General features: G+C 72.1%; 23 protein-coding genes. 14 read left to right on the top strand and 9 right to left on the bottom strand.

Features of this window, described 5'->3' with window-relative positions; genetic code table 11:
• Positions 1-67: 67 nt before the first annotated feature.
• On the bottom strand, positions 68-1,381 hold the full coding sequence (locus C4T42_RS02165; protein WP_100250564.1) for an OmpP1/FadL family transporter: 1,314 nt from the start codon (positions 1,379-1,381) through the stop codon (positions 68-70).
• Positions 1,382-1,792: 411 nt separating this feature from the next.
• Here C4T42_RS02165 and C4T42_RS02160 point away from each other — a divergent pair, with 411 nt between their 5' ends.
• The 3 genes from C4T42_RS02160 to bioB all read left to right on the top strand — a co-directional run bounded on the left by C4T42_RS02160 (position 1,793) and on the right by bioB (position 5,066).
• Complete coding sequence (locus C4T42_RS02160) at positions 1,793-2,677, top strand: fumarylacetoacetate hydrolase family protein (protein ID WP_091979324.1); 885 nt, start codon at positions 1,793-1,795, stop codon at positions 2,675-2,677.
• Between the two features lie 228 nt (positions 2,678-2,905).
• Positions 2,906-4,021 carry a methyl-accepting chemotaxis protein gene (locus C4T42_RS02155; RefSeq protein WP_280177376.1) on the top strand — a complete coding sequence of 372 codons (1,116 nt, stop codon included), beginning with the start codon at positions 2,906-2,908 and terminating at the stop codon, positions 4,019-4,021.
• 31 nt (positions 4,022-4,052) lie between these two features.
• Entirely contained in the window at positions 4,053-5,066 is a 1,014-nt protein-coding gene (gene bioB, locus C4T42_RS02150) for a biotin synthase BioB (protein ID WP_020090825.1), read from the top strand.
• Between the two features lie 35 nt (positions 5,067-5,101).
• Here the strand turns inward: bioB and C4T42_RS02145 are convergent, their stop codons facing one another.
• The 4 genes from C4T42_RS02145 to mnmA form a co-directional block, all read right to left on the bottom strand.
• Entirely contained in the window at positions 5,102-6,589 is a 1,488-nt protein-coding gene (locus C4T42_RS02145) for a HAMP domain-containing sensor histidine kinase (RefSeq protein WP_020090826.1), read from the bottom strand.
• Positions 6,590-6,799: 210 nt separating this feature from the next.
• Positions 6,800-7,603, bottom strand: coding sequence for a TVP38/TMEM64 family protein (locus C4T42_RS02140; RefSeq protein ID WP_020090827.1), 804 nt, complete (start codon positions 7,601-7,603; stop codon positions 6,800-6,802).
• Positions 7,600-8,253 carry a class I SAM-dependent methyltransferase gene (locus tag C4T42_RS02135; protein ID WP_020090828.1) on the bottom strand — a complete coding sequence of 218 codons (654 nt, stop codon included), beginning with the start codon at positions 8,251-8,253 and terminating at the stop codon, positions 7,600-7,602. The genes C4T42_RS02140 and C4T42_RS02135 overlap by 4 nt, the downstream gene beginning before the upstream one ends.
• A 25-nt stretch (positions 8,254-8,278) precedes the next feature.
• Positions 8,279-9,433 (bottom strand): tRNA 2-thiouridine(34) synthase MnmA, encoded by a 1,155-nt coding sequence (gene mnmA / locus C4T42_RS02130; protein ID WP_020090829.1) that lies wholly within the window; start codon positions 9,431-9,433, stop codon positions 8,279-8,281.
• A gap of 239 nt (positions 9,434-9,672) precedes the next feature.
• Here mnmA and C4T42_RS02125 point away from each other — a divergent pair, with 239 nt between their 5' ends.
• From C4T42_RS02125 to C4T42_RS02090, 8 genes are all read left to right on the top strand, one after another.
• Positions 9,673-11,229 (top strand): flagellar hook-length control protein FliK, encoded by a 1,557-nt coding sequence (locus tag C4T42_RS02125; RefSeq protein ID WP_103984659.1) that lies wholly within the window; start codon positions 9,673-9,675, stop codon positions 11,227-11,229.
• An 89-nt stretch (positions 11,230-11,318) separates the two neighbouring features.
• Positions 11,319-12,005: a flagellar hook capping FlgD N-terminal domain-containing protein gene (locus C4T42_RS02120; protein WP_020090831.1), complete on the top strand. Its 687-nt coding sequence runs from the start codon at positions 11,319-11,321 to the stop codon at positions 12,003-12,005.
• Between the two features lie 91 nt (positions 12,006-12,096).
• Positions 12,097-12,372: a DUF1153 domain-containing protein gene (locus C4T42_RS02115; RefSeq protein WP_007569077.1), complete on the top strand. Its 276-nt coding sequence runs from the start codon at positions 12,097-12,099 to the stop codon at positions 12,370-12,372.
• A 369-nt stretch (positions 12,373-12,741) separates the two neighbouring features.
• Entirely contained in the window at positions 12,742-14,373 is a 1,632-nt protein-coding gene (gene fliF / locus C4T42_RS02110) for a flagellar basal-body MS-ring/collar protein FliF (protein ID WP_020090833.1), read from the top strand.
• Between the two features lie 25 nt (positions 14,374-14,398).
• Positions 14,399-15,457, top strand: a complete 1,059-nt coding sequence (fliG, locus tag C4T42_RS02105) for a flagellar motor switch protein FliG (protein ID WP_020090834.1) — start codon at positions 14,399-14,401, stop codon at positions 15,455-15,457.
• Entirely contained in the window at positions 15,454-16,065 is a 612-nt protein-coding gene (locus C4T42_RS02100; protein WP_020090835.1) for a FliH/SctL family protein, read from the top strand. Before fliG ends, C4T42_RS02100 begins: the two co-directional genes overlap by 4 nt.
• Before the next feature lie 10 nt (positions 16,066-16,075).
• Positions 16,076-16,408, top strand: a complete 333-nt coding sequence (gene fliN, locus C4T42_RS02095) for a flagellar motor switch protein FliN (RefSeq protein ID WP_012321962.1) — start codon at positions 16,076-16,078, stop codon at positions 16,406-16,408.
• A 57-nt stretch (positions 16,409-16,465) separates the two neighbouring features.
• Positions 16,466-17,827, top strand: coding sequence for a sigma-54 dependent transcriptional regulator (locus C4T42_RS02090; protein WP_020090836.1), 1,362 nt, complete (start codon positions 16,466-16,468; stop codon positions 17,825-17,827).
• Between the two features lie 112 nt (positions 17,828-17,939).
• Here C4T42_RS02090 and C4T42_RS02085 read toward each other — a convergent pair whose 3' ends face one another.
• Positions 17,940-18,224: a hypothetical protein gene (locus C4T42_RS02085; RefSeq protein ID WP_020090837.1), complete on the bottom strand. Its 285-nt coding sequence runs from the start codon at positions 18,222-18,224 to the stop codon at positions 17,940-17,942.
• A gap of 103 nt (positions 18,225-18,327) precedes the next feature.
• Entirely contained in the window at positions 18,328-19,638 is a 1,311-nt protein-coding gene (locus C4T42_RS02080) for a capsule polysaccharide transporter (RefSeq protein WP_020090838.1), read from the bottom strand.
• 191 nt (positions 19,639-19,829) lie between these two features.
• On the opposite strand from C4T42_RS02080, the gene C4T42_RS02075 reads away from it, so the two are divergent.
• From C4T42_RS02075 to fliP, 3 genes are read left to right on the top strand one after another with little or no spacing between them, the layout of a single operon-like run.
• Complete coding sequence (locus tag C4T42_RS02075; RefSeq protein ID WP_026604565.1) at positions 19,830-20,273, top strand: hypothetical protein; 444 nt, start codon at positions 19,830-19,832, stop codon at positions 20,271-20,273.
• A gap of 55 nt (positions 20,274-20,328) precedes the next feature.
• A complete protein-coding gene (locus C4T42_RS02070) occupies positions 20,329-21,396 on the top strand; it encodes a lysylphosphatidylglycerol synthase domain-containing protein (protein WP_026604566.1) in 1,068 nt (355 codons plus the stop codon).
• A gap of 29 nt (positions 21,397-21,425) precedes the next feature.
• Positions 21,426-22,184: a flagellar type III secretion system pore protein FliP gene (gene fliP, locus C4T42_RS02065; protein WP_020090841.1), complete on the top strand. Its 759-nt coding sequence runs from the start codon at positions 21,426-21,428 to the stop codon at positions 22,182-22,184.
• 19 nt (positions 22,185-22,203) lie between these two features.
• Here fliP and C4T42_RS02060 read toward each other — a convergent pair whose 3' ends face one another.
• Both C4T42_RS02060 and C4T42_RS02055 read right to left on the bottom strand, forming a co-directional pair.
• Positions 22,204-22,683 carry an AAA family ATPase gene (locus C4T42_RS02060; protein WP_020090842.1) on the bottom strand — a complete coding sequence of 160 codons (480 nt, stop codon included), beginning with the start codon at positions 22,681-22,683 and terminating at the stop codon, positions 22,204-22,206.
• The gene (locus tag C4T42_RS02055) at positions 22,680-26,060 is read right to left on the bottom strand and encodes a hypothetical protein (RefSeq protein WP_020090843.1); all 3,381 of its coding nucleotides are present in this window, start codon (positions 26,058-26,060) and stop codon (positions 22,680-22,682) included. The genes C4T42_RS02060 and C4T42_RS02055 overlap by 4 nt, the downstream gene beginning before the upstream one ends.
• Between the last annotated feature and the right edge of the window lie 14 nt (positions 26,061-26,074).

The following is a 26,074-nucleotide window of genomic DNA, read 5'->3' as shown; positions in this document are numbered from 1 at the left end:
ATGCCCTGGATCGCCTCATTCCGCTCGCGAGGACGGCGGCAGCGACGGACGCGACCGGAGCTGCCCGTCAGTACTTCCGCACGAGCGGCGCCGGGGCCGGGGCCGGCGGCGCGCCGAAGACGTAGCGGAAGCCCACCGAGACGATGTCGGCGCTGGAATCCACCACGCCCGCGAAGGCGATGTTGCTGATGTTGTAGTCGCGGCCGATGCCCGCGAGGATCCGCGAGCGGTCCAGGAAGAAGTGCGAGTAGGCGAGGTTCAGCGTCAGCTGCTGGCTCCAGCGGTAGCTGGCGCCGACCGAGACGTTGTACCGGTCGCCGTCCGGCAGGCGCACCGAGCGGTTCCGGAAGTCGATGGGCGAGGTCTCGTAGGCGAAGCCGGTCCGCAGCGTCAGGTTCGGCGACGCGTCGTACTCGGCGCCGATCGCGTAGGTGAACCCGTCCTTGTAGTTGAGCGGCAGGTTGTTCACCGGCAGGCCGATCGTCTTCGACACGATGCCGATGGTCCCGAGCCTCGACCAGTTGTCCCACTCGAAGCCGAGATTCACCCGCGCCACCGGCGAGACCGCCTGGGTCAGGCCGACGCTCAGCTTCTCGGGCGTGTTCAGCTTGGCGCGGACCTGTCCGGCCAGCGGCGCCAGGGCGACGAGCGGGACGCCGATCGAGCCGTCGATGTCGTGGTGCACCGAGGAGCGGTAGCCGATACCCAGCACGGTCCCGTCGCGGGGCGTGAGCGTGGCGCCGGCGGTGAAGCCCGCGCCCCAGGACTCACCCTTGAGGAAGGAGCTCGGATACGAGGTCGGCAGGATGCCGGGGATCGGCAGCGCCTGCCGCAGGGTCAGGCGGAAATACTCGATGTTCGGGCCGGCCGCGATCGAGAGCCACTCGTTGACCTTGAAGCCGATGACCGGGTTGATCGCCAGCGAGAAGATCCGCGACGAGCGTCCGTAGACCTCGCCGGCCCACACGTCCCGCGGCTTGGTGACGAGGCCGAAGGGGGCGCCGGTCGAGAGGCCGAGCCACAGGCGGTCGTTCAGCTGGTACGAGGTCGCGCCCGCCGGCACGACGGCGCCCTGGCCGATATCGCCGGAGCCGCCCAGCCGCGCGAAGCCCGGATTGGTGCCGGCATCCGGACGGATCGTCGAGGAGAGGCCGATATAGGTGAAGTTCTGCTCCGCGACGAAGCCCGGGTTCATCGTGATCGTCGCGGGGTTCCAGAACATCGACGAGACGCCGCCCGACCCCGACGCCGCGCCCGCGAAGGCCAGCCCCTGGGCCTCGGTGCTCTGCTCCCGGATCCCGAACGCCCCCGCCTGCACCTGCCCGGCGCCGAGGACCACCGCCGTCGCCGCCAGCATCGCAGCGCGAACCGTCCCGCCCATCTCTTCCCCCAAGCCTTCGTTCTGCTGGGCGCCGTCGATTGTTCGAGACCCGTTATGCGGCGACCTTCCATGCATGGTGCCGGTTTCGGGTGCGGAACCGCAATGACCCCGACCATTTTCGGCACCGAGAGGAATAGTAGTAGATAAGGAGCGGTAAACGGCACCTTCACGAGCGAAACCCCGTGATGATCGAGATTTTTCAGTCTTGATCCGAGCTGTCACACCGAGATGGCGACAGGAACAATATATCCGAACGTCGCCGACCCTGCACTTTTCCGCCGTCCTGTTGCCCTGCGGCGACACCCGGCGGACCGACACGCCGACGCGGCCGGCCTTGCACCCGGGTCGAGGCCCGGCCATGGTCCCGGCGTCCGGCGCAGACCGGTTCAGGGAAGGATGAGGAGTGCGGCCATGAAGCTCTTCCGGCACGGCCCGAGCGGCGACGAGAAGCCCGGCCTCGTGGATGCCAGCGGGGGGCTGCGCGACCTGTCGGGCATCGTGCGCGACATCGCCGGGCCGGCCCTCGCGCCCGACTCCCTGGCGCGGCTGCGCGCCCTGGATCCCGAGACCCTGCCGAAGCTGTCCCCGGACGTGCGGCTCGGCCCCTGCGTCGGCGGCACCCGGAACGTCGTCGCCATCGGCCTGAACTTCGCCGACCACGCCGAAGAGACCGGCTCGCCGATCCCCGCGGAGCCGATCATCTTCAACAAGGCTCCGTCCAGCCTGTGCGGGCCGAACGACACGGTCATCATCCCCAAGGGATCGCACAGCACCGACTGGGAGGTGGAGCTCGCCGTGGTGATCGGGCGGCGCGCCAGCTACGTCCACGCCAACGAGGCGCTGAGCTACGTGGCGGGTGCCTGCATCTGCAACGACGTCTCCGAGCGCGAGTGGCAGATGAACCGCGGTCCGACCTGGACCAAGGGCAAGAGCGCGCCGACCTTCGGCCCCCTCGGCCCATGGCTGGTGACCCTCGACGAGATTCCGGACCTGAAGAACCTCGCCATGAGCCTCGACGTGAACGGCGAGCGCCGTCAGACCGGCTCGACAGCCACGATGATCTTCGACGTTCCCCAACTCGTCGCCTACGCGTCGCACTTCATGCTGCTGGAGCCGGGCGACGTGATCACCACCGGCACGCCGCCGGGTGTCGGCCTCGGCATGAAGCCGCCGCGCTACCTCAAGGCCGGGGACGAGATGGTCCTGCGCATCGACCGGCTCGGCGAGCAGCGGCAGAAGGTCATCGCCTTCGACGACTGGACCGCCAAGGTCTCGGCCGGCGAGCCGACGCACTGAAAGACGGGCTGACAGACGGGCTGCCGCCCGCGTCCGGGCGGCGGCCCCGCGTCCAGGCAACGTCATCGATATTGGCGAGCGCCCGGCACCCGCGACCGACGGGATTTATATACTCTCGATTGAATTATGGATTTATTTTAGTATTGTAAGTTATATCGCGGACCTTGATCGGTTAAGACTGTATTATATTATAGCTGTAAAATGCCCGCCTCGTCGATCGGGCCCGGCATGACTGCGAAAACTGATTTCCCAAATGACCGGACCTCCGGATTAGAGTCCGAGCCGCCGACCCTCAGGTCGATCGAGATCCTGGCCGATGCCGTCAAGCAGGCGGCGCAGGAGAAGACCGGCCGGATCCGGCGGATCACGGCGCAGACCAAGATCCTCGCCCTCAACGCGCTCATCGAGGCCGCGCGCGCCGGAGATGAGGGACGCGGCTTCGCGGTCGTCGCCCAGGAAGTGCGCGCCCTCGGCGAGTCCGTGGACGTCATCGCCGGCGAGCTGGAGCTTCACCTGTCCGGCCGCATCGTCGAGCTGCAGCGCACCGTCGAGACGATGGCGGGCCGCGTCCAGGGAGAACGCCTGGTCGATCTCGCGCTCAGCGCGGTCGAACTGATCGATCGCAACCTCTACGAGCGGACCTGCGACGTGCGCTGGTGGGCGACCGACGCCGCCGTCGTCGCCTGCGCGGCCGATCCCGGCCCGGCCGCGGCGGCCTTCGCGGGCGACCGCCTCGGCATCATCCTCTCGGCCTACACGGTCTATCTCGATCTCTGGATCTGCGGCCTGGACGGCCGCATCCTCGCGACCGGCCGCGCCGATCGCTACCCGGGACTGCAGGGCCGGAGCGTCGCGGGGGAAGCGTGGTTCCGGGGGGCGCTCGCCCTGGAGAGCGGCGACGCCTTCGTCTGCGCCGACGTGCGGCAGGAGGATGCGCTGGGCGGCGCGCAGGTCGCCACCTACGCGGCGAGCGTGCGGGCGGGCGGTCAGGCGACCGGCGCACCGCTCGGCGTCCTGGCGATCCACTTCGACTGGGCACCGCAGGCCCACGCCATCGTTTCGGGGATCCGGGTCGCGCCGGAAGATCGAGGGCGCACCCGCGCCCTGCTGGTCGATGCCGGCGGCCGGGTGCTGGCCGCCTCGGATCAGGTCGGTCTCCTGACCGAGCGGGTCTCCTGCCGGATGGACGGCGAGACGAGCGGAGTCGTGCGGGATCCGCGGTCGGGCACGGTCACGGCGTACCATCGGACACCGGGATACGAGACCTATCGCGGGCTGGGCTGGTACGGCATGATCGTCCAGACCGACCCCTCGGTCGGAGGTTCGGGCGCGAGGCCCGCTTGATTTCTGTCCGCCGATCCGGCTCAAACACCGCATGAGCGCGACTTCCCTCCCCGGTTCCCAGCAGCCCGACCTCGGCGACATCCGCCACGACTGGAGCGTGGCGGAGATCCGCGCGATCCACGACCTGCCGCTGATGGACCTCGTGTTCCGGGCCGCGCAGGTGCACCGCCGGCACAACGACCCCGCCGACATCCAGCGGGCGTCTCTCCTGTCGATCAAGACCGGCGGCTGCCCGGAGGATTGCGCCTACTGCCCGCAATCGGCCCATCACAAGGGCGCGGGCGTCGCGCGCGAGCGGCTGATGCCCGTGGAGACGGTGCTGGCCGAGGCGGCCGCCGCCAAGGCCGCCGGCGCCCAGCGCTTCTGCATGGGCGCCGCGTGGCGCCAGCCGAAGGACGGCCCGGAATTCGACGCGGTGCTCGCCATGGTGCGCGGCGTGCGCGGCCTCGGCATGGAGGCCTGCGTGACGCTCGGCATGCTCACGCCCTCGCAGGCCGGACGCCTCGCCGAGGCCGGGCTGACCTCCTACAACCACAACCTCGATACCGGGCCGGATTTCTACGAGGACATCATCTCCACCCGCACCTACGACGAGCGCCTGCAGACCCTCGCGAACGTCCGCGAGGCCGGGATCGGCGTGTGCTGCGGCGGTATCGTCGGGATGGGCGAAGGTGTCACCGACCGCGCCGCGATGCTTCAGGTTCTGTCCAACCACGCTCCCCACCCGGAGAGCGTGCCGATCAACGCCCTCGTGGCGGTGCCCGGCACCCCGCTGGAGGACCAGCCGGCGGTCGATCCGTTCGATCTCGTGCGCATGTGCGCCACGGCGCGGATCGTGATGCCGCGCTCCCGCGTGCGGCTCAGCGCCGGCCGCAAGAGCCTCACCCGCGAGGCCCAGGTGCTGTGCTTCCTCGCCGGCGCCAACTCGATCTTCTACGGCGAGCGGCTGCTCACCACCGCCAATAACGGGCAGGACGACGACGCGGCGCTGCTGGCCGATCTCGGCATCCGGGTCGGGGAGCCCGTCCGGGCCGCGGCAGAGTAGCGGCAGCGGGGCGACGTCCCGCGGGTCCGGTCCCGTCAGCCTTCCGGCAGCACGATCCGGAAGCGCGCGCCGCTCAGCCCCTCGGCCTCGCAATCGTCGAGGGTGAGGGTGCCGCCGTTGATCCCGATCAGCTCGGCGGCGATCGGCAGCCCGAGGCCCGTGCCACCGGACCGCATGGATCCCTGGAACGGCGCGAACAGGTTCTCCCGCGCGCGCGCCGGGAGACCGGGACCGTTATCGGCGACCAGGATCGTGACCCGGCCCGGTGCCGCGCGGGCAGCGACCACGCTCACGGCGGCCTCCGGCACGGCCGCCCCGTCCAGCGCCTGCACGGCATTGCGCACGAGGTTGGCCAGCGCCCGCCCGAGCTGCTCCGGATCGGCCTGCACGGAGAGATCGCCCGCCGCGACCTGGACGCTGACCGGATGCGCCGCCAGCGCGGCGAGATCCGGAAGTTCCGCGAAGACCGGTGCCAGCGGCGTGCTGGTGAGGAGCGGCGCGCGCTCGGAGACGCGCCCGTAGGCGAGGGTCGCCTCGCAGAAGCGGATAGCGCGGGCCAGCGTCCCGACGAGGCGGGGGGCCACGCGCTGCACGGTCGGATCCTCGGTCCCCTCCAGGCGGTCGCCCAGGAGCTGCGCGCCGGTCAGCAGGTTGCGCAGTTCGTGGCTGATCTTGCTGACCGCCAAGCCCAGTTCGGCGAGTCGCCGCTTCTGCCGGAGCTGGTCGGCGAGGCTGCGCTGCATCCGCCCGAGCGCCCGCTCGGCCTGGCCGATCTCGTCGCTGCGGCGGGACGGCGCGATGATCCGCCCGGCATCCTCCGGATCATCCGCGAAGGCCGTGATGCTGGTGGCGAGCCGCCGCACGGGGCGCACGATCAGCACCTGCAGCACCACGAAGACGAGACCGGCGGCGGCCGCCGCGATGATCAGCGAGGAGACCAGCAGGCGCAGCGCGTAGTCGATCATGGCGGTGCGCAGCGGCGCCTCGTCGAGCAGGATCTCGACCCGGTCGAAGCCGATGCCGCCCTCCCCGACCACGCGGATCGGCTCGTGGACCGGCGCCACGAGGGTGCGCCACGCGCCCCGGATCGCCGACAGGGCGGTGACGTCGCGCAGGTCGACGGTGTCGGCGACCTGCTCGGGCATGGGCTCGATGGCGAGCAGACGCTGGGCGCCGCCGCCGCGGACGGCGATGGCGCGGGCGTTCACGCCGGCCAGGAGCCGGCTCTCGAGCGGCTCGGAGACCGGCTCGCCGGTCCGCCCGTCGAGCACCAGAGCGGCGACTTGCGCGGCCGCCAGGCGGTCGGACATCCATTCGATCCGGTAATTGGCCACCGCCGGCACGTAGGTCAGCACCTCGGCTACCACCACGAACGCGACGGTGACGAGGAACAGGCGCCCGGACAGGCCGAGGCGCGCGGTGCGCCGCTCGGGGACGTCGCGGGCCGGTGCGGGCGCCGGCGTCGCCGGTGCCGCGGCCTGATGGGACTCGAGGGACACGCCGGTCACGCTCCGCGCCGGCATCGCGGATGAGGATCGGCGGAGAGAGGATTGAGAAAGCTCGAGCCGGGTTCGGCCTTCGCGGGATACATGTTCGCAAGCCACAGATTCGCAGGCGGGAATACAGGCTCCCGGCGGCGAGCACTATACGATATCCCCCTCCAAGCGGTTGCACGCGCCCTCAGACACCGAAAAACACAGCCGGCGGCGGATCGCGCGTCTCGGCGGCGCATCTCAGCCGCGTCGGGCGCGGCGGCTCAGCAGCATGCTGACCAGGGCGAAGACCGCCAGCATCGCGAGACCTGCAACCATCTTGGGCGTGACCAGGGCGCGCAGGGTCAGGGCCTGGTCGCAGCCGCCCGCCCCCGTCGCGAGGCAGGCGGCCCTGGCGGCCTCGTGGGCGGCGACGACGTCCTCGATGCCCGCGCCCGTGGTGGCGTACACGACCGCGCCCGGCAGCAGCCCCAGGAACGTCGCGAGCACGAAGACCCGCATCTTCACCCCGAAGGCGGCGGGCGCGAGGTTGGTCACCCAGAACGGGAACAGCGGCAGGAGGCGGAGCACCGCGATGTAGCCGAAGGCGTCGCGCCGGAAGCCCTCGGCCAGCCCGGCGAGGCGCGTGCCGCCCATGCGCCGCAGCAGGTCGGCGCCGGGCCCGCGGCCGATCGCGAAAACGATGGCCGCCCCGGTCGTGGCCGCACAGACCGCGGTGAGCGCCCCCGGCACGATGCCGAACAGGAAGCCGCAGACCATCGTGAGGATCAGCGTGGCCGGTACCGACACGACGACGGCCCCGACATAGAGGCAGTAGGCCGCGACCAGCGCGCGGAGATACCCGGCCTCGACGAAGCCGCGCAGCCAGAGGCGGGACGCGAGCAGGCGGTCGAGGCTGAGGAGTTGCGCGGCTCCCGAGACCAGGACCACCGCCGACACCGTCAGGAGCAGCGCCAGCGGGAGCCAGCGCCGCAGGCGCTTCCAGCGCCCCTCGCGGTTCTCGACGCGGCCTTCGGCGACGGGGGCGTTGCCGGTCTCGCTCACCCGGGCTTGCGCATCCGCAGGATCTTGAAGAACCCGCCCGGGAAGGTCGGCTTCAATCCCAGGACCTCGACGCCGTTGCGCCGCGCCCAGGCCTCGATCCGCGTCGCCTTGAAGTCCGACGACCAACCGATCTTCGTGCAGAGCGGCGCCACGACTTCCTCGACCCGGGCCAGAGGGCCGTCGCTCTGGCCGAAATGGTTGGCGAGGACGATGCCGCCGCCCGGGCGCACCACCCGCAGGAACTCCGACATCGCGGCCTCGGGGTCGGGCACCAGGGTGATCAGGAACTGGGCCACGACGGCGTCGAAGCTCGCGTCGGCGTAGCCCAAGTGGCAGACGTCCATCACTTGGAGGCCCTTCACGTGGGACAGGTTCCGGCGCCGGACCTTGGCGCGGGCGCGCTTGAGCATGTCCTCGGAGAGGTCGACGCCGCAGACGAAGCTGGCCTTCGGATAGTAGCCCAGCGCCAGCCCGGTGCCGACGCCGGCCTCCAGGATCCGCGGCCCATGCTCGGCCGCCGCCTCGACGGCGGCGCGGGCCGCGGGCTCGGTGAGCTTGTCGTAGACCACGTCGTAGACGGGGGCCCAGCGGGCATAGGCCTTGCGCATCAGGGCCGTGCTCGGCCCGGCCATCTGCGGCTCGCTCAGCATCGTTCGAAGGTTCCAGAGGTTGAGATCAGGCGGCCTCGCGGGGCCGGGCCGACAACGCGTCGACACGCCGGATGGTGCCGCCGCCCAGGACCCGGGCCCGAGGGCCGTCATCCGCGTAGATCGCGCAGGCCTGCCCCGGCGACACGCCGTCCTCGGGCTCGGCGAGCACGACCTCGGCCGCGCCGTCCGGCCCGACCGTCAGCGTCGCCGGGCGCGGCGGACGGGTCGAGCGCACGCGGACCGCCACCGGCAGGTCGCGCACGGCCGCCACCGGCCCCTCGCCGAGCCAGTTGAGGTCCGAGAGGCGGATCCGGGTCGTGGCCAGCGCCGTGCGCGGCCCGACCACAACGCGGGCCGAGTCCGGCTCCAGCCGCACGACGTAGAGCGGCTCGGGCCCGGACAGGCCGAGGCCCTTCCGCTGGCCCACCGTGTAATGCACGATCCCGTCGTGCCGGCCGAGGACGTGGCCGGCGAGGTCGACGATCTCGCCGGGCCGCGCCGCGTCGGGGCGCAGACGCGCGATCACGTCGCTGTAGCGGCCCTGCGGCACGAAGCAGATGTCCTGGCTGTCCGGCTTCTCGGCGAGGGACAGGCCGAGATCCTTCGCGAGCGCGCGGGTCTCGGTCTTCTCCATCTCGCCCAGGGGGAAGCGCAGGAAGTCCAGCTGCTCCGCCGTGGTCGCGTAGAGGAAGTAGCTCTGGTCACGGGCGGGATCGAGGGCGCGGTGGAGCGCGCGGCCGCCGCCCGGGAGCGCCCGGCTGGCCACGTAGTGGCCGGTGGCGAGCGCGTCGGCGTCGAGGTCGCGGGCGAGGCCCAGCAGGTCGCGGAACTTCACCGTGCGGTTGCACTCGACACAGGGGATCGGCGTCTCGCCCGCGAGGTAGCTCTCGGCGAACTTCTCGATGACTTCGTCGCGGAAGCGATCCTCGTAATCGAGGACGTAGTGCGGGATGCCGAGATGCTCCGCCGCCGCCCGGGCGTCGTGGATGTCCTGGCCGGCGCAGCACGCGCCCTTGCGGTGGCTCGCCGCGCCGTGGTCGTAGAGCTGGAGCGTGACGCCGACCACGTCGAAGCCCTGCCGCTTCAGCAGGCCCGCGACCACGGAGGAATCGACGCCGCCCGACATGGCGACGACGACGCGCGTCTCGTGGGGGGCTTTGGGAAGATCGAGGGCGTTCATCGCGAGGGTCCGCAGCCGCCGGCCCGGAAGCTCCCTGGCTGCACGGGCCGTCTATAGCGGGACTTCGCCCGGCTTTCCAGGGCAGCGGGATCGGACACTCGGCAGATCCTGCCGGGCGGGCGGCAGCTTCGATCAGGTCCGACCCGCGTGCTGCAAGCAGAGAACGATATTTTTCAGAGACTTATCCGTCCGGCACGGTGGCGCGCGCCTTGCTGCTGTGCGGCTCAGAGGAGTCCGGAATGGCGAGCGGCGCGGCGGATCGTTTGGATGTCACCACGTGGATTCCGTCCGCGCGGAACGCGCAGGCGCAGCGTTCGGGCTGGGAGGCCGCGGGCGTGGCGGCCCGCGCCGGCAATTCCGCGCAGGACCGCTTCGGCGCCGCCCTGAGCGCGGCCCAGGCCCGCGACGACGCCGCGACGGCGCGGGCCCGCGCCGCCGATCAGCGCGACGTCGCCGCCTCGGCCCGCGCCCGTCAGGCCGACCTGCGCGATCAGGCCGACGCCGCGCGGCTGGCCGGCGACCGCGCCCGGGATGCGGCGCTTCAGACCGAGGCCCGGGTCGCGGACAAGAGGGTCAGCCTCGCCAAGCCGGCGGATGCGCCGGCCTCGGCCGCGCAGGCCGAGGGACCGCCCTCCGCCGCGGGCGCGCGCGCAGAGGCTCCGAAGGCGGGCGCGGCGCGCACCGCCGAGACCGGCCGGACGGGAGCCGCCGGGCAGCAGGATTCCGAGGCCGTCGCGGCCGGGCAGGATCCGGCCGCCGAGGCGGCCGGCACCGCAGGCCCCGAGGCCGACGCGGCGGTGCCGCCGCAGAAGGCCGAGGCCCCCGCGCAACCCGCGGCCTCGGGGCCGTCCGCCTCCCTTCTGGCCCTCATCGCCGCGCTGTCCGAGGGGGGCGGCGCGACCGGGACGGTCAAGACCGAGGCCGAGGCTGAGACGGATGCGGGTAGCGGCACGGCGCCAGCGCAGGACGGCTCGGCGGCTCTCTCCGGAACCGGCGCAACCGCGGGCCCTTCCGGCACGAACGCTCAGGGCGGCGGCCGCGCGGCCGGAACCGTCCCCAGCATCGCCGGGACCACTCCGGCATCGGCGGGCGCCGGTCACGAACCCGGCAAAGTCGGACCGGGCAGCGTCCCGGTCGACGGCCTGACGGCCGGCGGCGCGGCGGCCGCGACGTCCGATGCGGCGGCCCAGGATTTCCTCACCGTCCTGACCGACGTTGGCCAGGGCGCAGGTCCGCTTCAGACGCTGCCCGCGGCGGCGCAGGGTGGTCCGGCGCCGCCCGCGACATCCGGCCAGGCCGTGGACACGACGCGCGCCGCCCAGGAGACCGCCGCGCCGACGCAGACCGCGTCGCTCCAGACCGACCCACCCATCCCGATCGGCCAAGTGCCGATGACCATCGGCCTGAGGTCGCTGCGCGGATCCAACGAGTTCCAGATCCGGCTCGACCCGGCCGAGCTCGGGCGCATCGACGTCAAGCTGGAGATCGACAAGGCGCACGGCCGCGTCATGACCCACTTGGTGGTCGACCGGCCTGAGACGCTCGCGCTGCTCCAGCGCGACGCCGGCCAGCTGCAGCAGGCGCTGTCCCAGGCCGGCTTCGATCCCTCGGCCGGCGGCATCAACCTGTCGCTGCGGGGCGACGGAAGCGCCCAGAGCGGCGGCAGCGGCGGTCAGCCGGGCGATTCCCCGCGCGGGGGCGGCACGGGCTGGTCGCGCGATCAGGCGGAAGTCCACCAGGAGGTCGCCCCGATCCGCGTCCTGCGTGGCTACGGCGGCCTCGACATGAGGATCTAGGCGGTGCGCGCGGCGCCCGCATCGCGGACCCACACAGACACGACGCGCATCCGGCCCCTGCGCCAGGACGCGGCACGGGAGAGATCAGCATGACGAGCGGCATATCGAGCCTGACGAGCACGACGAACACGACGGGCTCTTCCACGAGCAGCAGCGGCAACGCCACCGAGATCGCCAGCAACTTCACGCAGTTCCTGACGCTGCTGACCACGCAGCTCAAGAACCAGAACCCTCTCGACCCGATGGACACCAACCAGTTCACGCAGCAGCTGGTGCAGTTCGCCGGCGTCGAGCAGCAGCTCAAGACCAACGACCGCCTCGACAGCATCCTGAGCGCCTCGCAATCGGCGAGCTCGGCCTCGGCCACGAGCTACATCGGGAAGACCGTGTCGGCCGACGGCAGCGCCTCGCAGCTGTCCGGCGGCTCCGCCTCCTGGACGCTGAACCCGGCCCGGGCCGCCTCGAAGGCGGTGATCACGGTCCTAGACTCGAAGAGCAACGTCGTGGCCACGCAGACCACCGCGCTCAATGCCGGCAGCCAGACCTACACGTGGAACGGCAAGACCTCGGCCGGCCTGACCGCGCCCGACGGGAACTACTCGATCAAGGTGGCGGCCACGGATGCCACCGGCTCGAGCGTTTCGGTCGATACGAGCCTCACGGGCACGGTCGACGAGGTCGATCTCAGCGGAACGTCGCCGGTGCTGGTGATCGGTTCGCAGCGCGTGCCGCTGTCCAGCGTGCAGACCATCGGGTTGTCCACAAGTGGCACTTAACGAATCACATCCGAGTGACTCGCTTCAACATCTCTTAAGCGGGCACAAGTACCTTCAATGCTCGACAGGTCAGTCGAGTGTAGAGCGTATCATGACCGAACCGAGCCGCCCGAGAGTGAAGTACGTGATCGGGCCCGACGGCAGCCCCCTGACGATCGCGGACCTTCCGCCCCCGAGCACCCGTCGCTGGGTGATCCGGCGCAAGGCCGAGGTCGTGGCCGCGGTGCGCGGCGGTCTCCTCAGCCTGGAGGAGGCGTGCAAGCGCTACACGCTGACCACAGAGGAATTCCTCAGCTGGCAGTTCTCCATCGACCAGCACGGCCTCGCCGGCCTGCGGACGACCCGGATCCAGCACTACCGTCACTGATCCGCGGCGCCTGTGCCGGGCGCCCCTATCCCGGGACGCCGCCGGCGCTTCCGGGTCTCATCGAGGCCGCGGGTGCCGGACCCGGCGCGTCGGCGACTCTGGTCGAGGGACCCGCTTCGCGGCCCCGGACCGACGCGAAGGCCACCCGCCCGCAGCGACGACCTCAGACGGCGCCGAGGGGCTGGCCCGGTCGAATCCGAGGACTCACGAAGCCGCGTCCGGACCCCGGGCGCGGCTTCGGTCGTTCCGGCGCCCGCATCCGAGCCCGCGGGACGCCCCCGCATTAACGACCCGCTAACCACGACCTGGGCAATTTCTGCCGAGCGGGCCGCCGGGGTCCGCCAGCGTTAGAGGGCAGCGAATCCTCCCGTGAAGCCGGTTCTCGATCTCGTCACGAAGTTCGGACCGGCCCGAATCGCCGCCATGGCGGCGGTGACGCTGACGCTCATCGGCTTCTTCGCCTTCATCATCCTGCGGGTCTCGCGCCCCGACATGGGCGTGCTGTTCTCCGACCTGTCGATGCAGGACTCGGCCTCCGTGGTCCGGGAGCTGGACAGCCGCGGCATCCGCTACGAGACGCGGGGCGATGCCGGGCAGACGATCCTGGCCCCCCGCCCGGACCTCGCCAAGCTGCGCATGGACCTCGCCGGCAAGGGCCTGCCGACCCAGGGCGGCGTCGGCTACGAGATCTTCGACAAGGGCGACGCGTTCTCGTCCACCAACTTCGTTCAGAACGTGAACCACCTGCGCGCCCTGGAGGGCGAACTGGCGCGCTCGATCCGGGCGATCGGGCGGGTCCAGGCGGCCCGCGTCCATCTCGTGCTGCCGGAGCGCCGCCTGTTCGAGCGGGACCGGGAGAGCCCGAGCGCGGCGATCGTGCTGAAGCTGATGGGCGATCTCGATTCCGGGCAGGTCCGGGCGATCCGCCATCTCGTGGCCTCCGCGGTGGAGGGCCTCAAGCCCGAACGGATCTCGATCGTCGATGAGCGCGGCCGGCTTCTGGCCGACGGCGCCCGGGACGCCGCGGCCGACGTCGCCGGCGGGTTCGAGGACCGGCAGGTCGGCCTCGAACGGCGCCTGCGCGGCCAGATCGAGGACGTCGTCGCCGGCATCGTCGGCCCGGGCCGGGCCCGCGTCCAGGTCAACGCGGAACTCGACCTCAACCGGGTCGAGAGCCGCTCCGAGACCTTCGATCCCGAGAGCCGGGTCGTGCGCTCCGCCCAGACCCGCACCGAATCGGCGGTCACCGGCAATGCTGAGGGACAGGTCAGCGTCGGCAACGAGTTGCCCGGCGCCAATGGCGGCGACAAGACGCCGACGCCCAAGGACGCGACCAACAAGAACGAGGAAACCACCAACTACGAGATCTCGCGGGTCACCAAGACCGAGATCGCCGAGAGCGGCCGGATCAAGCGCCTGTCGGTCGCCGTGGTGCTCGACGGCGTCTACGCCACCGCCCCCGACGGCAAGCAGACTTACAGCCCGCGCACGCCCGCCGAGATCGAGAGGATCACCGCGCTGGTGCGCGGCGCCGTCGGCTTCGACAAGGCCCGCGGCGACCAGATCGAGGTGGTGAACCTGCGCTTCGCGGAGGCGCCGAGCGTGCCGCAATTCACCGAGCCCACGCTGATCCAGTCGCTGCTCGCCCCCACCAAGGAGGACGTGCTGCGCATGGCCGAGCTCGCCGTCCTGGCGCTGCTGACGCTCATCGTCCTGCTCACGGTGGTCCGCCCCCTGGTGCGCCAGGTGCTCGCGCCGGTCCCAGAGGCCCCGGTCCTGACGGCGTCCGGAATCGCGCTCCCCGGCGACGCCGCCGCGGTCGCGGGTCCGGGCCAGACCGTGACGGTCATCGACCGCGACAACCCGACCGCGCGGCTGATGGAGTTCGCCAAGATCAACGGCCAGGTCCAGGCCGAGACGGTCCAGCGCGTGGTCGACATGGTCCGGGCGAGCCCGTCCGAGACCGTCGAGGTGCTGCGCACCTGGATCCAGGAAGAGTGAAGCGTAGGGCGTCGAGGGCAACACGATGGCGGCAGGTGCGGCACTGGGTCTGGCCAACACGCTGGCGACGGCGGGCGGCGATTCGTTCGCGTCGATGCCCGGGCCGCAGCGCGCCGCCGCGCTCCTGCTGATGCTCGGGGAAGAGGAAGGCGCCCCGATCTGGCAGATGCTCGAGGAGGAGGAGATCAAGAAGGTCAGCGCCGCCATGGTCCAGCTCGGCACGCTGGAGGCGCAGACCGTTGAGAAGCTGATCATCGAGTTCGTGACCAAGCTCGGCAACAGCGGCGGCATCTCGTCGAACTTCGAGCGGACCGAGGCGCTGCTCCTCAAGATCTTCCCCAGCGATCAGGTCTCGCTGATCATGGCGGAGATCAAGGGCGCGTCGGGCAAGCGCGTCTGGGCCTCGATCGCCCAGGTCGACCCGGAGATCCTCGCGTCGTTCCTGCGCAACGAGTACCCGCAGACCGTGGCGGTGGTGCTGTCGCGGGTGCGCGCCGACTACGCGGCGAAGGTGCTCACCATCCTGCCGGAGGACTTCGCCATCGACGTCCTCAACCGGATGCTGCGCATGGAGACGGTGCAGAAGGAGGCGCTGCGCCACATCGAGGAGACGCTGCGGGTCGAGTTCGTGTCGACCATCGCCCAGACCCAGCGCCGCGACGCCCACGAGATGATGGCCGACGTGTTCAACGCCTTCGACCGGCAGACGGAGGGCCGCTTCCTCGCCGCGCTCGACCAGGCGAACCGCGGCTCGGCCAAGCGGATCCGCGAGCTGATGTTCACCTTCGAGGACCTGCTGAAACTCGATCCGGGCAGCGTCCAGACCCTGCTGCGCAGCATCGACAACGAGACCCTGTGCCGCGCGCTCAAGGGCGCCAACGAGCCGACCCGCGGCTTCTTCCTGAGGCAGATGTCGACCCGCGCGGCCAAGAACCTCACGGACGAGATGGCCTCGCTCGGGCCGGTCCGCCTCAAGGAAGTGGATGAGGCGCAGGCCAAGATGACCGAGATCGCCAAGGACCTCGCCGAGAAGGGCGAGATCATGATCGCCAAGAATAGCGCCGAGGAGGAGCTGGTCTATTGAGCGCCCAATCCGCCCGGAGCGCGAAGCCGTTCCTGTTCGAGACCGACTTCCGCAGCGGCCGCCCCAGCGCCGAGGCCCTGCGCGCCGCCGAGACCGCGGCCCGCTCCGAGGCCGAGGCCCATGCCCGCGGCATGCAGGAGGGCCGGGTCCAGGCCGAGGCGCAGGTCCAGGGCCGGCTCGCCGACGCCATGACCCGCTTGGCGCTCGCCGCCGCGGGCCTGATCGCCCAGGCCGACGCGCGCGACGCCGAGCGCGAGGCGCAGGCGGTCGAGGTGGCGATGCTGATCGCCCGCAAGGTCGCGGGCGACGCCCTCGACGCCGCCCCGCTCGCCGGCATCGGCGAGGCGGCCCGGACGGCGCTCCAGCACCTGCGCGGCGTGCCGCACTTGGTGGTGCGGGTGCACGACGGCTTGGTCGAGGAGGCCGAGACCCTGGTGAAGCGCCTCGCGCGCGAGCGCGGCTACGAGGGCCGGCTCGTGGTGCTGGGCGACCCCGACATGGCGGCGGGCGACGCCCGCATCGAGTGGGCGGACGGCGGCATCGTTCGGGAGCGCGCCCGCATCGAGGCGGCGGTGCTCGACGCCCTCGGCCTGCCGACGGGCCCGTGAGGAGATCCTGATGTCCGACGATTTCAGCCTGCCCCAGCTCGGCGAGCACGACACCGACTACGCCGCGGGCTCGATCCGCGACGCGCCCACCACCCCGAAGACCGCGGCCGACCTGGAGCAGCTCTTCGACGTGCCCGTGATGGTCTCGGCGGTGCTCGGCTCCGCCCGGATGCCGATCGGCGACCTGCTCCGGCTCGCGCCCGGCGCGGTGCTCGAACTCGACCGGAAGGTCGGCGAGGCGATCGACGTGTTCGTCAACAACCGGCTGGTGGCCCGCGGCGAGGTCGTCCTCGTCGAGGACCGGCTCGGCGTGACGATGACCGAGATCGTCAAGGGTGAGTGATTTTCAGCCGCGGACGCCGGTGTGCTGTCCGCGCGCGGGTTTTGAGAGGGACGAACCATGCGGCTCCTGATGATCGGGCGGCTCAACGGCGAGCTGATCACCGCCTCGAAGATCGCGATGCAGCGCGGCGCCGCCGTCACGCAGGCCGACGCCGTGCCGCAGGGCCTCACCGTCCTGCGCGCGCGGGGCGCCGATCTCATCATGATCGACGTGGGTCTACCGATCCGCGACCTCGTCACCGCGCTGGAGGGAGAGCGGATCCGCACGCCGGTGGTCGCCTGCGGCGTCTCGGCGGACGCCTCGGCCGCCGTGGCGGCGATCCGGGCGGGCGCCAAGGAGTACATCCCGCTCCCGCCCGATCCCGAGATGATCGCGGCGGTGCTGGAGGCGGTCGCCACCGACCGCGCCGCCTTCGTCTGGCGCGACCCGTCCATGGAGCGGGTGGTCAAGCTCGCCGAGCAGGTCGCCCGCTCCGAGGCCTCGGTGCTGATCACCGGCGAGAGCGGCACCGGCAAGGAGGTGCTGGCCCGGCACGTCCACCAGAAGTCCAACCGGGCGGGCAAGCCCTTCGTCTCGGTGAACTGCGCGGCGATCCCCGAGGCCCTGCTCGAATCCGAGCTGTTCGGCCACGAGAAGGGCGCGTTCACCGGCGCGGTCGCCCGGCGCATCGGCCGGTTCGAGGAGGCCAACGGCGGCACGCTGCTCCTCGACGAGATCTCCGAGATGGACGTGCGCCTGCAGGCGAAGCTGCTGCGCGCCCTGCAGGAGCGGGTCATTGACCGGGTCGGCGGGACCGCCCCGGTGCGGGTCGACATCCGCGTGCTCGCCACCTCGAACCGCAACCTCGCCGAGGAGGTCCGCAAGGGCACGTTCCGGGAGGACCTGCTCTACCGGCTCAACGTCGTCGGCCTGCGGCTCCCGCCGCTGCGCGAGCGCCCGGCCGACATCCTCGAACTCGCCACCCACTTCGCCCGCAAATACGCCGCGGTGAACGGGATGCCGGTCCGCCCGCTCTCCGCGGAGGCCCGGGCGCTCGTGCTGCGGAACCCGTGGCGCGGCAACGTGCGCGAGTTGGAGAACACCCTGCACCGGGCGGTGCTGCTCGCCTCGGGCGACGCGATCGGCCCGGAGGCGATCCTGTCGCCCGAGGGCGAGACCTTCGCGGTCGAGGGGCCGGCCGCGCGCGCCGCCCAGGTCGCCGAGGCCGCCACCCGCGGGCTGGTGGGCCGGACCGTGGCGCAGGTCGAGTGCGACCTGATCCTCGACACGCTGGACCACTGCCTCGGTAACCGGACCCACGCGGCCAAGATCCTCGGCATCTCGATCCGGACCCTGCGCAACAAGCTCAACGAGTACGTGTCGGCGGGCCTCGACGTGGCCGAGCCCGGCAGCGTCCGGGCGAGCGTCGCCTGCGGCTGACGCGCATCCACGGAGCGGCCCCGGCGCGGACGCGCCGGACGACGGCGAACGTCACGGATGTGAAGGGCCGGGCTTACCCGTGCCGTGACGGGGGCGGACCGGCGGTGACGCCCTAGCGCCGCCCGCTCTGGGCCGCCTTGTGGGCCTCGGCCTGGGCCGCGAAAGCCGCGTCGAGCTTGCGCAGGGATTCGTAGCGGGCGACGTCGCCCTCGACGTCGCGGATCGTCTCCTCGACGAGGTGGCGCTGGAGGGCGACCCGCGGGTCGTCCGGCGGGAACGCCTCCCGCTCCTGCAGCCGGAGCACGGCCTGCCGCACGACCGTGTAGACCGCCTCGCGCTCCTCACGGGTCATCGACGGCTGGATCGCCTTCGCGACGAGATCGGAGAAATCCGACATGGACCGTTAGACTTCGCTCATCCAGGTGCGCCCGGTTGGCCGGGCCGCCTCCCTCTACAGATCGCGCGGCCCGGGATCCAGATCCCGGGAGCCGCGGATGCCGCTACATCCTCTGGTCGCGGATGCCGGCGATCAGCAGCGCGGACGAGCTCCAGATCACCAGGAAGCAGAAGAACGACACCAGGAGGGAGTGGCCCCGCTCGGGATAGAGGCTGTCGGTCGGCAGGACCGGCGGCACGAACGTGGCCAGGAAGATGTGCTGCTTGCTCGCCGAGATGCGCGCCCGGTCGAGCAGGCTGTGGGCCGATTCCTCCAGCTTCTCGGCGATGGTCCGCTCGACCAGCAGGCCCTCGTACTGGAGCAGCGCCTCGGTCATGTTCTGGCCGCCGGCGGCGGCGTTGGCGCTCGTCAGCTCGTCCTGAAGCGACTTCATCTGCTGGTCGATGGCCGCGATGTTGGCCACCAGCGTCTGGATCGAGCGCGAGCGCTCGTCGAGGCTGGAGCCGCGCAGGACCTGCAGGTCGTTCTCGGCCTTGAGCTTGTCCTTCCGCAGCAGGGTCAGCGTGGTCAGCGTGCCCTCGGCGGTCTTGATCGGATCGATCACACCCCACTGATTGCGGAATGCCTGCAGCGCCACGTGCGCCTTGCGCAGCCGGTCCTGGGCGACCTTCGCGTCGGCCTCGGCCTGGGCGACCATGTCGGCCTGGGCGCGCTTGGAGATGTCGTTGATCAGCGCCTCGGAGCGCGACACCACCGCCTGGGCGATGGTCAGGGCGTCCTCCGGCGTGAAGGCGCGCACGGACAGGCGGATCACGCCCGAGATCGAGTCGATATGCGCCTCGACGTGCTTGCGCCAGTATTTGGTCAGGTCCTCGATCGGATCACTGGGGTCGAAGCGGGCCCAGAAATCCGCCTCGGACCGCGAGAACATCTTGGAGATGCCGATACTCTTCTCCAGCGCCTCGACGAGCGTCTGGCTGTTGATGTAGTCGCGGACGATGAAGCTGTCCTGGCTGTTGTGCTTCTGGATGAGGTTCGTGTACTGGCCGAGCGAGATGTTCTCCATCGGCTCGACGTTGCCGCGGACCGCGAACTGGGCTTCCGCGACGTACTGATTGGACGCGAACGCGAACAGGTACAGGCCGACCACCAGGGTCGGCAGGAGCACGAACAGGCCGACGCGGCGGATGATCCGCGCGCCGTAGGTCGAGGTGTCCTCCTCGCGGGGACGCAGGCCCGGCAGACGGCTCCAGTCGAGGCGCTGCCGCACGGTCGCCACGAGGGCCCGGGCAGTCCGCTTCTCCGGCACCGGCCGGATCGTCTCCGCGCTGCGCCGCAGCTCCGTCATGGTCGGAGCGGCGAACGTCACGATCTCGCCTTCGCGCGTGTCGTCCTTGACGTCGTCGAAGCTCATCCGCTCTTTGTTCCTGGGTCTGCGCCGGTTCCGCTGCCGCGGCGCCGGCCGAGGGGCGGCCCGTGCGCGGTTACCGGAATCCCGTTCTTTTAGGCCCTTTTTATGGCGCCCAGCCCGCCCGCCGCCCGGCTGCTGCACCGCGGCGACGGGCGCCGTAGCCCGGGGTCGGTATCGCGTCCTACAGTCTCTGAATGATGACAGAACCGCGTGCCGCGGCCCCGGATGGCTCCCCTGATGGCTGCCCGACCGGCCGCACGGCCAAGACCAAACTCTCCGAGATCGTCGTCGTCTGCTCGAAATGCGCGAAGCGGCAGGGCCTGCGCGGGCGGGACGTCTGCGCGCTGCTGAAGAAGGCCGGGAAGCGGGCCGCCCGCGACGGCGGCGGCGGACGCCGGCGGAAGTTGCGCATCGTGGAATCGGGCTGCCTCGGCCCCTGTCCGAAGCGCGCCGTGGCGGTCGCGACCGGCGCGAGCCTGGCCGAGGGCCGGGTCGTCCTGCTCGATCCCGCCGCCGGGCCCGCCGAGGCGCTCGCCGCGGTGCTCAATCCCGTCCTGCCGCGTCGCAGGGTCCCCGAATTCGGCCCCAATACCGCTCTAGCGGCGATACCACCCGACGAATCGCCGCCGGTCCGCTGACCGGCACAACCTGGAGCGCGCTCTTGCCCGCCTCTCGACGCGAGGCCCGCACACCGTGACCGGCGACCCTGTTTCCCGGAAGCGGCGGGCGGCCCACGCCGTGCTGCGTCGCCTGCCGCTGTTCGGCACCCTAATCGGCCTCGGCCTCGCCGTCTGGCTCGTGGCGACCAACGATCTCGCCGCGGTGGCCGCGGCCTTCGGACGGATCGGCGTGGCGGGCTTCGCCGGCGTCACGCTGGTGCGGATCGTGGTGATCCTGCTCTGCGGCCTCGCCTGGGCGCGCATTCTCGACGGGCTGGCGCCCGCGACGGCTTCGGCCTGCATGATCCTGCGCTTCGTCCGCGAAGGCATCAACGTGCTGCTGCCCGTGGCCTCGGTGGGCGGCGACGTGCTGGGCGCCCGCCTCCTCACCTTCTGGGGCGTCGCCGGCTCCCTGGCGGCCGCCTCCGTGCTGGCCGACATGCTGTTTCAGGTGGGAACGCTCGCCCTGTTCGCCGGCCTCGGCGCCGGCCTCCTGAGCCGGGTCGAGGGCGCCGAAGCGGCCGCCCTGGCCAGCTGGACGCTGCGGACGCTCGTCGTGGCCGGGCTGGCGGTGGCGGCCTTCTTCGCCCTCCAGCGGACCGGCATCGTGCGGGTGCTCGAGGATCGCCTCGCCGCCCTCGGCCGGCGCTTCGTGCGCGACGCCGAGGCGCGCCCCGAGCCGAACCGCCGGATCCAGGGCGCCCTGGACACGGTCTGGGCTCCGGGCCGCCGGGGCCACCTCGCCCAGTCGCTCGCGCTCCACGCCCTGGCCTGGCTGCTCGGCACGGTCGAGGTCGCGGTCGTCCTCGCCTGCATCGGCGTGGACCATGTCGGCTGGGCCGACATTCTGGTGATCGAGGCGCTGAGCCAGGCGATCAAGGCCGCCGCCTTCGTGGTCCCGAGCGGGCTCGGCGTCCAGGAGGGCGGGCTGGTGCTGGTCTGCGGCCTGTTCGGCATCGACGCGGGGACCGCCCTCGCCCTGTCGCTCGCCCGCCGCGTGCCCGACGTGGTGCTCGGCCTGCCGGCCCTCCTCGTCTGGCAGAATCTCGAGGCCCGCCGCGCCGGCGTTCGCCCGGCCACACCCACCTGCGACCGTCCGTGACTCGAGACCTTCCCGTGCCGACACGCCCGATGCGCCAGGTCCCGAATCTGCGCCTGCCGCCGGTCGCGCTCGCCGCACTGGTCGCGCTGGCCGGCGGAGTGCTCGCCGCCGGTCCGGCCCTCGCGCAGAGCGTCACCCTCGATCTCGGTGCCGGCGGCACCACCGAGCGCGCCCTCCAGCTCGTGGCGCTGATCACCGTCCTGGCGGTGGCCCCCTCGGTGCTGGTGATGGCCACGGCCTTCACCCGCATCGTCGTCGTGCTGTCGATCCTGCGGTCGGCGCTGGGCACCCAGACGGCGCCGCCGACAGCGGTGCTCGTCAGCCTCGCGCTGTTCCTGACCGCCTTCGTGATGGCCCCGACCGGCCGCGCCGCCTACAGCGCCGGTATCGAGCCGCTGATCGCCGGCCGGATCACGCAGGCGCAGGCGTTCGAGCGCGCCTCGGCGCCGTTCAAGACCTTCATGCTGCGCAACGTCCGCGAGAAGGACCTGAAGCTGTTCCTCGACCTCGCCAAGGTGCCGACACCGAAGGGCCCCGAGGATGTCGGCCTGGAGATCGTCACGCCGGCCTTCATGATCTCGGAGCTGCGCCGCGCCTTCGAGATCGGCTTCCTTCTGTTCATCCCGTTCCTGATCATCGACCTCGTGGTCGCCTCGGTGCTGATGGCGGTCGGCATGATGATGGTCCCGCCGGCCACGGTCGCGCTGCCGTTCAAGCTGATCTTCTTCGTGCTGGTCGACGGCTGGACCCTGGTGGCCGGCTCCCTGGTCCAGAGCTACGGCGGCTGACGGCGGCCGTGCCGGGCCGTCAGCCGGCGCGGGACGTCGCGTCGACGATCCGGACCGCCGCGAAGCCCTCCGCGCGCGACGGCGGCTCGAACAGACGGTCGACGGAGCGGATGCTCTCTTCGGGAACCTGTCGGTCGGCGGCGCGCCGCCGATTCCCCTCGAGGGCGACCGCGAGCGGCGCGCGGATCCAAACCGCCTCCGCGGCAACGCCGCAGGCTCGCGCGATGGCGAGGATCGGCGCACGGTGCCGCCGGCCGGGCAAGGCGGCGTCGAAGTAGACGCGGCCGAGCCGGGGCCGCTGCCGGGCGATCCAGGTCGATTTGCCGGCCCCCTGCAGCCCGCACACGACCACGAGCCGCTCGACCGAGTCCGCGGCGAGCGCCGCGCGCAGCGCCGCGAGGGCCAGCCGCCACGCCTCGGCGTTCCGTTCGGGCGTCCAGACGCGGCCGCGCTCGGTCTCGAGGAAGGCGTCCGGGTCGACGACGACCGCCGCGCTCACCCGGGCGGCGCGCCGGGTGTCCCGGCGCTGCTCTGCTGCTGTCCGCCCTGGGCACCGGCGGCGGGCGCCTCGCCGCCTGCACCCGGCGCCTCGGGTCGACCGCGCGCGGGCGCGGCGGCATCCGGATAGCGCTTGCGATACTCGGCGAGGAAGGCCGACAGCGTCTGGACCTTCGTGGCGCGCGCCGCGATGTCCCGGAAGCCCGGTGCCCGGGTCGGGTCGGTGCCGGTCAGGAGCGCGAAGGTGCGGGCGTCCGGGCTCGCCGCCATCCCCTCAGAGAATTTCGCCTTCAGCCGCTCCAGGCCCACGGCCTCGTGCGCGAGATCGTAGGCGATCGCGGCGCGCACGATGTCGGCGCGCGCCTGATCGTCCAGCGGCTGGCCGGACTGCCACGTATCGCCCAGCAGGGCCTCGTGGGCCTCCCCGGCCTCGCGCCAGCGGCGCGCGCCCCAGTAAATGTCGGCGCGAAGACGCTCGATATCCGGACCGCTCTCGTCCTCGATCGTTTCCAGCGCGAGGTCGGTGCGGGTCAGGTCCGACAGGGCCCTGGCGCGGACCAGCCCGCGGGCGCGCTTGAGTTCGCCCGGAAGCTCGGGCAGCTCGGTGGCGTCGAGGATCTTCAGGGCCTCCATCGGCTTGTCGTCCATCAGCCGGACCGTCGCGAGGCGCGCCGCCACCGCGGATCGCGCCGGGCCGGTGAGGCGGTTGTCGATCTGGTACTGCAGCAGGTCGGCGGCCGAATCGAGGAGGTCGAGGGTCACGAGGCGGTCGGCCAGACGGCGCACCACCTCGTCGCCGCGCCGCCCGATCGGGCTCAGCTCACGGAAATCGAAGAAAAGCGACACGGCCTCGATCCCGGAGAGCTTGTCGCCCTTGTCGGTGAGGTAGAGGTTCTCGAAGGCCGTCTGCGCGTCCCGCGCCAGCGCCGCGGTCGCTGGGGCGTTCGGCGCGAAGACGTTGGCCCGGCGCACCACCGTGAAAGCGTCGCGCCACCGGCCGGCGGCGAGATAGAGGCGGGCGAGACCGGCGGTGATGCCGTCCTCGACCGGGCCCCCGTGCCAGGTCAGGGCGAGCCGCTCCAGCCGCTCGATGGCGGCGTCGGGCGCGAGCTTGCCGGAGGCCTGCGCCAGGAGCGCGCCCCTCAGCGCGGCCTCGACCGAGACCGGGCGGACGGCCGAGTTGTCGAGGCGCGCGTAGGCGTCCAGGGCCGCCTCGGTCTGGCCGGTCGCCTCGGCCACGCGGGCGCGGACCATCGCCAGCCGGTCGCGGATCCAGGGCGGCAGGTCGCGCTCGGCCTCGGCGCGCGCGGCAGCGGTCTCGGCATCGCCGTTCTCGATCGCCGATTCGGCGGCCCGGGCCCGGATCGTCTGCGCGACGTCCGCGGGATAGCCGTCGGCCAGCGGCAGCACCTTGAGGAAGCCCGTTTCCGCCGTCTTCCAGTCGCCCGCCCCGGCCGAGGCCATCGCGCGCCACAGGGCGGCCTCGCGATCGTCGCTCAGGAGCGGGACGCTGAGGGCCTTCAGCGCCTCCGCGCTCCGGCCGATCCGGACCAGGGCGATGCCCCGCAGGACGGCGGTGTCGCGCTGGATGGCCAGGAGCGGATCGTCGGCGGCCGCGATCTCCAGTGCGGTGAGGCCCTCGTAATCGAGGCCGTTGGCGAGATCCGCGCGGGCCAGCGCCAAGCGGGCCGGACCGCGCTCGGTCGGCGTCGCCGCGACGGCCGCGTCGAAGAGGCCGCGCAGGGTCGCGCGGACATTCCCCATCCTGGCGCGCTCCCAGGGCTCCTTCGCGATCGCGAGGGCCCCCGCGTCGACGAGCGCCACGTCCGGCTTGCGCGCCGCCATGGACGCGGCGAGTCCGCCCTCGCGGCCGATCGAGACGCCGTCGAGTTCGGGCCGCACCGCCAGATCGTCGGCGCCGGCGAGCACCGCGAGGCCGTGCCGGCTCGGCAGGATCTCGAAATCGACGAAGCGACGGTTCTTCGGATTGCCGACGGGGCGCTGCGCGGCCGACGTGACCACCGCGATCCGCTCATCGTCGAGGGCGAGCCACGTCGCCGATCCGGGATGCGGCAGCGTCAGGGTGACGGCGATGCGGCCGGACGGATCGGGCTTGCGGACGGGATCGATCGTGTCGCTCGGACTCAGCGCACTGCCCGCCGAGAGTTCCCAGGCCACGCCGGTCCCGGTGGTGACGGCGTTGAGATCGACGAGCCGACCCGGCGGAACCGGGAACCGCACGACCGTGAGCGGCCCCGTCCGGGCGGGTGCGCCCATCGGCGCGAGGCCCTGGCTCGCCGGCGGGACGACCACCGGCTCGGCGGTCTCGAAGACCAGCGTCGCGATCCCGCCGCGCTCGAACAGGACCGCCGGCGGGAGGGTTTGAAACGGGAAGAGCAAGCCGCCGCCGGCCCGGCGCGTCGGCGGCGGCTCGGGGGGGCGCGGCGCGACCGCCGGCGCAGTGACTGGCGCAGCGACGGGCGCCGTGACTGGCGCAGTGACTGGCGCACTGACCTGGGCCGGGCGCGGCGCGACCGGCAGCGGCGGCGCCTGCTTCGCGGCGGCGGGACCCGGCACGTCGACGGCGGTCGCGGCCGGCTCCGGAGGCTTGGGGCGGACCACGTCCACGTACATGGCGCCGTCCTCGCGCTCGGTGCCGATCCTGAACCCGTCCTCGGGCGTGATCAGCAGACTCGCCGAGTTCGTGTCGGTCTCCGTCGCCAGCTTGGCGATTCCGGGGCGCGGACGGCCGCGGGTGCCGCTCGGATCGATCGTCCAGGCGCCGATCACCCGCACGCGCGTCACGGATCCCTCGGCGGTCACCGTGGAGACGGCCTCCGCGGGGAGGCGCAGCGACAGCCGCGTCAGGGTCGGAAGCAGCGCGAGCTCGAGCGACAGCGCCCGGCGCACCGGCTCCGGCGTGCGCGCCCTGAGCGCCTCCTCGGCCGCCCGGGCCCGGCGGGCGAGGTCGGCAATCACCTCGGCCGGCAGCGGCGGCATGAGGCCGGACCACCCCTCCGGAAGCAGGTCCACGAACACGCGCTCGCCGGCCGACTGGACGTTGGCCCGGTAAGGGCGCTGCAGGGCGAGGCGGAGCCCCGTGCCGTCGGGATCGCGGCGGACGCTGGCGATGAAGGCCGGCATCTCGTCCGTGAGGTGCTCGGGCCCGGGCGCCACCCGCTCGCCGTAGCTCAGGAGCAGGACGCCGCCGGCGAGCTTCGCCTTGACCGCGACCGGCTTGTCGAAGGTGAGCACGATCCGGCCGTAGCCGCCGGCCCCGGTGCCGACCTCGCTGCCCTTGGTGCTGACGAGCCGCGCGGCCAGCGCAGGCGCGATCCCTGCCAGAAGGGCGAGCAGCGCCAGCGCCGCGGTCAGCACCCGCGCGCCGCGTC

Origin of the sequence: Methylobacterium sp. 190mf (genome assembly GCF_900107945.1) — a bacterium.
Classification (GTDB): domain Bacteria; phylum Pseudomonadota; class Alphaproteobacteria; order Rhizobiales; family Beijerinckiaceae; genus Methylobacterium.
The sequence above is the reverse complement of the archived record's forward strand: the minus strand, read 5'-3'. Positions and strand labels throughout refer to the sequence as shown.